The organism is Mycobacterium sp. E2497, from assembly GCF_001668695.1.
In the GTDB taxonomy this organism is placed as follows: domain Bacteria; phylum Actinomycetota; class Actinomycetes; order Mycobacteriales; family Mycobacteriaceae; genus Mycobacterium.
Genome location: NZ_LZKD01000198.1, coordinates 1 through 6,616 on the forward strand (window position 1 = coordinate 1; position 6,616 = coordinate 6,616).

Below are 6,616 nucleotides of genomic sequence, written 5' to 3' on the forward strand. Positions count from 1 at the left end.
CCCGCGTCTGGAGGCGACGGCCGAGCTCGCCGGCCGTACGTTCGGACGCTGATCGGCGACCGCCGTCGAGTGTGCGTGCAGGGCTTTGGCTGTGCGCTCAGGGTGGGGTTCCCCGGCGTGTCGCCGCCCTGGACGCACACTCGACGCTGAAGCGCGAAGGATCCGGCCCGAACGGACGACCGGCGCGCGGACTACTTGACCGGCGTCAGCTCGTCGCCGCAGGTGCAGCGGTACGGCTCACCCGAACCGGAGCAGTGGCAGGGCACCTCGATACGAACGCGACACCCGCAGCCCTCGTGGCCACAGGTCAGCTCCGTGCCTGCTTCGTAATTTGCCATTTCGCTCACCTATTCCTTGTCGTGGACTTCTGCGGCTGTGATCGGCCACGCCGCCCACTTTATACCCCCCATGGGTATCTGGTAAATGGCCGTGACCGCTCCGATACCGATCGCGCCGTCGGCTCCCGCGCGGCTAGCGTTGTGGCATGACCCAGAAACCAACCCCCCAAGACGTCGACGACTTCCTCAACGACACCGTGGTCGGCGACGACCCGGCCCTGAGCGCGGCGGTACAGGCCAGCGACGCGGCCGGCCTGCCGCAGATCGCCGTGTCGGCCCAGCAGGGCAAGTTTCTGAGCCTGCTGGCCGGTGCCATCCAGGCGCACCGCATCCTTGAGATCGGCACGCTGGGCGGCTACAGCACCATCTGGCTGGCGCGCGGCGCCGGCCCGCAGGGCCGGGTGGTGACCCTGGAATACGAGCCCAGGCACGCCGAGGTGGCCCGGGCCAACTTGGAGCGGGCGGGCCTCGCCGACCGGGTGGACGTGATCGTCGGCGCCGCACTGGACACGTTGCCGACGGTGGACGGCGGTCCCTTCGACCTGGTGTTCATCGACGCCGACAAGGAGAACTACGTCGCGTACCTGGACTGGGCGGTCCGGCTGGCCCGTCCCGGCGCACTCATCGTCGCGGACAACGTAATTCGAGAGGGCCAGATCCTCGAGCCGCAAGGCAACGCCCAGGCGGACGCGGTGCGCCAGACGTTGCAGCTGATGGGTGAGCACCCACGGCTGGACACGGCGGTGATCCAGACGGTCGGCGCCAAGCGCTGGGACGGGTTCGCGCTCGCGCTGGTGCGCTAACGCGGGCTGAGCTCGGCGACCGCCTGCGCGACGGAGGTGAGTTCGCGGATGCGAAGCGCGGTTTCACCGGCGTACAGCGCCGAACGGTCCACCCATGCATCGGGCATGGTGGCGAGCGGCGCGAGCGGCGTGAGCAACGGCCGGGCCGGCGACTGCAGGCGCATCAAGGCGCCGGCGTCGAAGTAGCCCAGCGCGGTCAGGGGGCGGCTGGCCGAGTTGATGGCCGCCGGTAAGGCCTTCGCCCAGCCGTCGTCGCGGCACCAGCGCAGCGTTGCGGCGTTGGGCACGACGCGATGACGCAGCGGCCAGCTCAGGCCGAACAGGTTGGTCTCGATCGTCTTGTCCGCGTTGGCCACTCGCCGCTGGTATTCCCGGTTGGCGTTGGCCTCGTGCGTCATGAGGAACCGCGTACCCGCGACGACCCCACCCGCGCCCGCGGCCAGGGCGGCCGCGGTGTCGGCGCCGGTGGCGATGCCGCCGGCGAGAAAGACGGGGCGGCGGCCGGCCGCCGCGAGCGCCCGCGGCAGGAACTGCAGCGCCGGCATGGTCCCGACGAGGTGGCCGCCGGCCTCGCGGCCCTGAGCGATCAAACCGTCAGCGCCCCAACCGATCGCGGCGCCCGCCTGCGCCGCGGTGCCGACCATCACGAACACGAAGATGCCGGCGTCGCGAAGGTGCGCGACGAGCCCCCGCTTTTCGCCGAACGCCAGCACGACCACGTCGACGCCGGTCTCGACACAGACTGCAACGTGCGCGCGGTGAACGAAGGGCATCAACAGGTTCACCGCGACCGCGCGGCCCTGGGCCCGCTCGCGGACCTCGTCGATGGCCGCGCGCAGCTGGCGGGGCGTGGCCAGGCCCAGGGTGCCCAGGCCGCCCGCTTCGGCGACCGCGGCCGCCAGCGCCGCACCCGCCAGCCCACCGCCCATGCCGGCCTGCGCCACCGGAACGTCAAGGCGCAGGCGGTCGGCGATGTCCATGTCTTACGACGCTACGCGGCCGGTCAATTTCCCCTTGGCGGCCGGCTCCGGACGGCGCGGATTTCATTGCTGGCGCGCACCGGCCGGGCGTAATCTTGATCGCAGATGGATGGGTGCAGCCGGCTCAAAAGGCTTGCTGCATAACAGAAAGGTCACAAAATGAGTACAGTCCATTCATCAATCGATCACCACCCGGATTTGTTGGCTCTGCGGGCGGGCTACGACCGCGCCGCCGAGTCGATGAGTGCGCACGTCACCTTCGGGCTGGCGCTGCTGACGGGCCTGTACGTGGCCGCGTCACCGTGGATGGTGGGCTTCGGCGCGACGGCATCGCTTGCCACGTCCGACCTGATCGTCGGGATCGCGGCGGCGTTCCTGGCGTACGGGTTCGCAACGGCGCTCGACCGTGCGCACGGCCTGACCTGGACGATGCCGGTGCTCGGCGTGTGGGCCATCGTCTCGCCGTGGATCCTGCGGGACGTCGCGCTGACCGCCGGCACGTTGTGGTCGAACGTCGTCGCAGGTGCGTTGCTGACGGTGCTGGGCCTCAACGCCACCTACTTCGGTAGGCGCACGCGCGCGGCGGCCGCCCACGCATAATCGCCAAACCCGTTGAGCCAGGCGGCGATCGGGACTATCCGCAGACCGCGCCGATCGCCGCCGAACTCACCAGCTTGACGTACTTGGCCAGTACGCCCGTCTTGTAGCGCGCCGGTGGAGGGGTGAAACCCGCTCGGCGGGAATCGAATTCGTCCGGATCGACCAGCACGTCGAGCACCCGGTGCGCGACGTCCAGGCGGATCGGGTCGCCGTCGCGCAGGAACGCGATCGGCCCGGCGTCGACCGCCTCGGGCGCGATGTGCCCCACGCACAGGCCGGTCGTTCCGCCGGAGAAGCGGCCGTCGGTCAGCAGCAGCACGTCCTTGCCCAGTCCGGCGCCCTTGATCGCGCCGGTGATGGCGAGCATTTCGCGCATGCCGGGCCCGCCCTTGGGGCCCTCGTAGCGGATCACCACGGCGTCGCCCTTGGTGATCGTCCCGTCCTCGAGGGCGTCCAGCGCAGCCCGCTCGCCGTCGAAAACCCTTGCCGTGCCCTCGAACACGTCAGAGTCGAAGCCGGCGGACTTGACCACCGCGCCCTCGGGTGCCAGCGACCCGCGCAGGATCGTGATGCCGCCGGTCGGGTGGATGGGATTGTCCAGCGCCCGCAGCACCTTGCCGTCGGGGTCGGGTGGGTCGATCGCGGCCAGGTTCTCGGCCACGGTCTGGCCCGTCACCGTCAGGCAGTCCCCGTGCAGCAGGCCCGCGTCCAGCAGCGCCTTCATCGCCACCGGCACACCGCCGATCTGGTCGACATGCGACATGACGTGGCGGCCGAACGGTTTGACGTCGGCCAGGTGCGGAACCTTCGACCCGATCCGGCTGAAGTCGTCGAGAGTCAGCTCGACGTCGGCCTCGTGCGCGATCGCCAGCAGGTGCAACACGGCGTTGGTCGATCCGCCGAACGCCATCACCACCGCGATGGCGTTTTCGAACGCCTCCTTGGTCAGGATGTCGCGGGCGGTGATGCCGCGCCGCAGCAGCTCCACGACAGCCTGGCCGCTGCGCCGGGCGAACCCGTCGCGGCGGTAGTCGGTGGCCGGGGGCGCCGCGCTGCCGGGCAACGACATGCCGAGGGCCTCCGCGGCGCTGGCCATAGTGTTGGCGGTGTACATGCCGCCGCACGCACCCTCACTGGGGCAGATCGCGCGCTCGATGGCGTCGACGTCCTCGCGGGGCATCAAGCCGCGGGCGCACGCGCCCACGGCCTCGAACGCGTCGATGATGGTGACCTCGCGCTCGGTCCCGTCGGACAACTTGGCCCGCCCCGGCAGGATGGAACCTGCGTACAGGAAGACTGCCGCCAGGTCCAGGCGCGCGGCGGCCATCAGCATGCCGGGCAGGGACTTGTCGCAGCCGGCCAGCAGCACCGAGCCGTCGAGGCGCTCGGCCTGCATCACGGTCTCGACGCTGTCCGCGATCACCTCGCGCGACACCAGCGAGAAGTGCATGCCCTCATGGCCCATCGAGATCCCGTCGGACACCGAGATGGTGCCGAACTCCAGCGGGAAGCCGCCGGCCGCGAAGACCCCCTCCTTGACCGCCTTGGCGAGCCGGTCCAGCGAGAGGTTGCACGGCGTGATCTCGTTCCACGACGACGCCACCCCGATCTGCGGCTTGGCGAAGTCCTCGTCACCCATGCCTACCGCCCGCAACATGCCGCGGGCGGCGGCCTTCTCCAGGCCGTCGGTGACGTCACGACTGCGGGGTTTGATGTCGGTGACTGCGCTCGTATCGCGTGCTGTGGCCATCGTGTAAGTATGCGTGACCTGGCCCGACGGCAAATGCGCGGGTCATACCCGGGCGGGGTATAAAGTGGTTGGGGTGACGCCGGCCCGGCACGCGCGGCGGGCGCGCATGGGCACGCGTAGGGGCAGAGGTGAAGGACGGATGACGAACGCGCACGGATATTCGCAGCAGAAGGACAACTACGCCAAGCGGCTGCGGCGCATCGAGGGACAGGTGCGCGGCATCGCGCGGATGATCGAGGAAGACAAGTACTGCATCGACGTCCTCACCCAGATCAGCGCCGTCAACAGCGCGCTGCGGTCGGTCGCGTTGAATTTGCTGGACGAGCACCTGAACCACTGCGTCACCCGGGCCGTGGCCGAGGGCGGGGACGACGCCGATGAGAAGCTCGCCGAGGCCTCCGCCGCCATCGCGCGGCTGGTCCGTTCCTGATTGGTACCTAGTTGAGACCTGCGTTCCGGCCCTGACAAGGGGGGAGCCGCAGTTGCGGTCCGTACGGTAAGGCAGTGTGATCGCATTAGGCGCGACAACCCAAGAATTGGGTAGCCCGGCCGATACCGACGCCATGACTGCCGAAACGAATGCTGCCGCGCGAACGTGGACCCCACGGATCGCGGCTCAGCTCGTTGTGCTGGCCGCCGCGGCCTTCACCTATGTCACCGCCGAGATCCTGCCCGTCGGCGCTTTGCCGGCCATCGCCCGCAACCTGCACGTCAGCCTGGTCGTGGTGGGCACGCTGCTGTCCTGGTACGCCCTGGTGGCGGCCCTGACCACCATCCCGCTGGTGCGCTGGACCGCCCATCTGTCGCGCCGCCGGGTGCTGGTGGCGAGCCTGACCTGCCTGACCGTCTCGCAGCTGATCTCGGCCGTGGCGCCCACCTTCGCGGTGCTGGCCGCCGGCCGGGTGCTCTGCGCGATCACCCACGGCCTGCTCTGGTCGGTCATCGCCCCGATCGCCACCCGCTTGGTGCCGCCGAGCCACGCCGGCCGCGCGACGATGTCGATCTACGTCGGAACGAGCCTCGCCCTGGTGGTCGGAAGCCCGCTGACCGCGGCCATGAGCCTGATGTGGGGCTGGCGCGTGGCGGTGGTGTGCGTGACCGTGGCGGCCGCCGTCGTCACGGTGGCGGCCCGGGTGATGCTGCCGGAGATGGTGCTCACCGAGGACCAGCTCAAGTGCGTAGGCCCGCGGTCGCGGCACCACCGCAACCGCCGGCTGATCATCGTCAGCATCATCACCATGGTCGGCGTGACCGGCCATTTTGTCTCCTACACCTACATCGTGGAGATCATCCGGGAAGTCGTCGGTGTGCGCGGCCCGAACCTGGCGTGGGTGCTGGCCGCCTACGGCGCCGCGGGGGTGCTGGCTGTCGGCCTGGTGGCGCGGCCCCTCGACCGTCGGCCCAAGGGAGCGATCATCGGATGCATGGCCGGTTTGACGGCCGCGTTCGTCGTGCTGACCGCGCTGGCGCTGGGGGGCCGGCCCGCCGCCGTGGCGGCCCTGATCGGGACGGCCGCGATCGTGCTCTGGGGAGCGATGGCCACCGCGGTCTCACCGATGATGCAGTCCGCGGCGATGCGCAGCGGGGCCGACGATCCCGACGGGGCGTCGGGGCTGTACGTGACTGCGTTCCAGGTGGGCATCATGGCGGGCGCGCTGGCGGGCCGGGCGGAGCCGCCACGACGCCCGGATCACCGGGCGCCGGGTCCGGATCCGCCACCGCCGGAGCCGCGCTCAACACCAGCGCCAGCCCCGTCACAGAAGCCAATCCGGCTGCGGTCAGGGCGGCCGAAAGCCTCCCTCGCGTCCAGCCCGACATATGCATCCCTCCACGCTCGAGTTCCTGACACAGTGTGGCACAGGGGGCACGCCAGCTAACAAATTCGACGCCGCGCGGCGGCCGTTTGCACCGGCATTTGCGCCGTTGAACTGCCCAGCTATGAATCGCGTGAGCTTGTCGGCGCAACGTCGAACGCGTGACGGTTGGCCGCCGTGCCGACCAGCGCCAACGCCATCAAGCCGGCCGACGCGGCCAGCATGAGGACGACGTTGCGTTCATAGAGCAGGCCGCCCGCCAGCGCGCCCGCCATGATGCCCACCTGGAACGCAGTCACGTACAGCCCCGACGCCCCGTCGGGATCGTCGG

General features: G+C 70.1%; 6 protein-coding genes and 2 pseudogenes. 4 read left to right on the forward strand and 4 right to left on the reverse strand.

Annotation, left to right across the window (positions count from 1 at the left end; all coding sequences use genetic code 11):
- Positions 1 to 191: 191 nt before the first annotated feature.
- Entirely contained in the window at positions 192 to 338 is a 147-nt protein-coding gene (mymT, locus tag A5713_RS27755) for a metallothionein MymT (RefSeq protein WP_073877879.1), read from the reverse strand.
- 146 nt (positions 339 to 484) lie between these two features.
- Between mymT and A5713_RS18235 the strand changes: the two genes are divergently transcribed.
- Entirely contained in the window at positions 485 to 1,141 is a 657-nt protein-coding gene (locus A5713_RS18235; RefSeq protein WP_068097821.1) for an O-methyltransferase, read from the forward strand.
- Here the strand turns inward: A5713_RS18235 and A5713_RS18240 are convergent.
- Positions 1,138 to 2,121 carry a nitronate monooxygenase gene (locus A5713_RS18240; protein ID WP_068097825.1) on the reverse strand — a complete coding sequence of 328 codons (984 nt, stop codon included), beginning with the start codon at positions 2,119 to 2,121 and terminating at the stop codon, positions 1,138 to 1,140. The two genes, A5713_RS18235 and A5713_RS18240, sit on opposite strands and share 4 nt — an antisense overlap.
- A 159-nt stretch (positions 2,122 to 2,280) precedes the next feature.
- Between A5713_RS18240 and A5713_RS18245 the strand changes: the two genes are divergently transcribed.
- The gene (locus A5713_RS18245) at positions 2,281 to 2,721 is read left to right on the forward strand and encodes an SPW repeat protein (protein ID WP_068097827.1); all 441 of its coding nucleotides are present in this window, start codon (positions 2,281 to 2,283) and stop codon (positions 2,719 to 2,721) included.
- Positions 2,722 to 2,755: 34 nt separating this feature from the next.
- On the opposite strand, the gene ilvD is transcribed toward A5713_RS18245, so the two are convergent.
- The gene (gene ilvD, locus A5713_RS18250; protein ID WP_068097834.1) at positions 2,756 to 4,471 is read right to left on the reverse strand and encodes a dihydroxy-acid dehydratase; all 1,716 of its coding nucleotides are present in this window, start codon (positions 4,469 to 4,471) and stop codon (positions 2,756 to 2,758) included.
- Positions 4,472 to 4,610: 139 nt separating this feature from the next.
- On the opposite strand from ilvD, the gene A5713_RS18255 reads away from it, so the two are divergent.
- Both A5713_RS18255 and A5713_RS18260 read left to right on the forward strand, forming a co-directional pair.
- Positions 4,611 to 4,901 carry a metal-sensitive transcriptional regulator gene (locus tag A5713_RS18255; RefSeq protein ID WP_067925010.1) on the forward strand — a complete coding sequence of 97 codons (291 nt, stop codon included), beginning with the start codon at positions 4,611 to 4,613 and terminating at the stop codon, positions 4,899 to 4,901.
- Positions 4,902 to 5,034: 133 nt separating this feature from the next.
- Positions 5,035 to 6,135 (forward strand): annotated as a pseudogene (locus A5713_RS18260) (MFS transporter); the annotation flags it as partial.
- A 272-nt stretch (positions 6,136 to 6,407) separates the two neighbouring features.
- Here A5713_RS18260 and A5713_RS18265 read toward each other — a convergent pair.
- Positions 6,408 to 6,616: pseudogene (locus A5713_RS18265) on the reverse strand (MFS transporter); the annotation flags it as partial.

What these genes read in the sequence shown, in the direction of transcription:
- mymT (WP_073877879.1), bottom strand. Translation starts at nt 338, where the DNA reads ATGGCAAATTACGAAGCAGGCACGGAGCTGACCTGTGGCCACGAGGGC.
- A5713_RS18235 (WP_068097821.1), top strand. Translation starts at nt 485, where the DNA reads ATGACCCAGAAACCAACCCCCCAAGACGTCGACGACTTCCTCAACGAC.
- A5713_RS18240 (WP_068097825.1), bottom strand. Translation starts at nt 2,121, where the DNA reads ATGGACATCGCCGACCGCCTGCGCCTTGACGTTCCGGTGGCGCAGGCC.
- A5713_RS18245 (WP_068097827.1), top strand. Translation starts at nt 2,281, where the DNA reads ATGAGTACAGTCCATTCATCAATCGATCACCACCCGGATTTGTTGGCT.
- ilvD (WP_068097834.1), bottom strand. Translation starts at nt 4,471, where the DNA reads ATGGCCACAGCACGCGATACGAGCGCAGTCACCGACATCAAACCCCGC.
- A5713_RS18255 (WP_067925010.1), top strand. Translation starts at nt 4,611, where the DNA reads ATGACGAACGCGCACGGATATTCGCAGCAGAAGGACAACTACGCCAAG.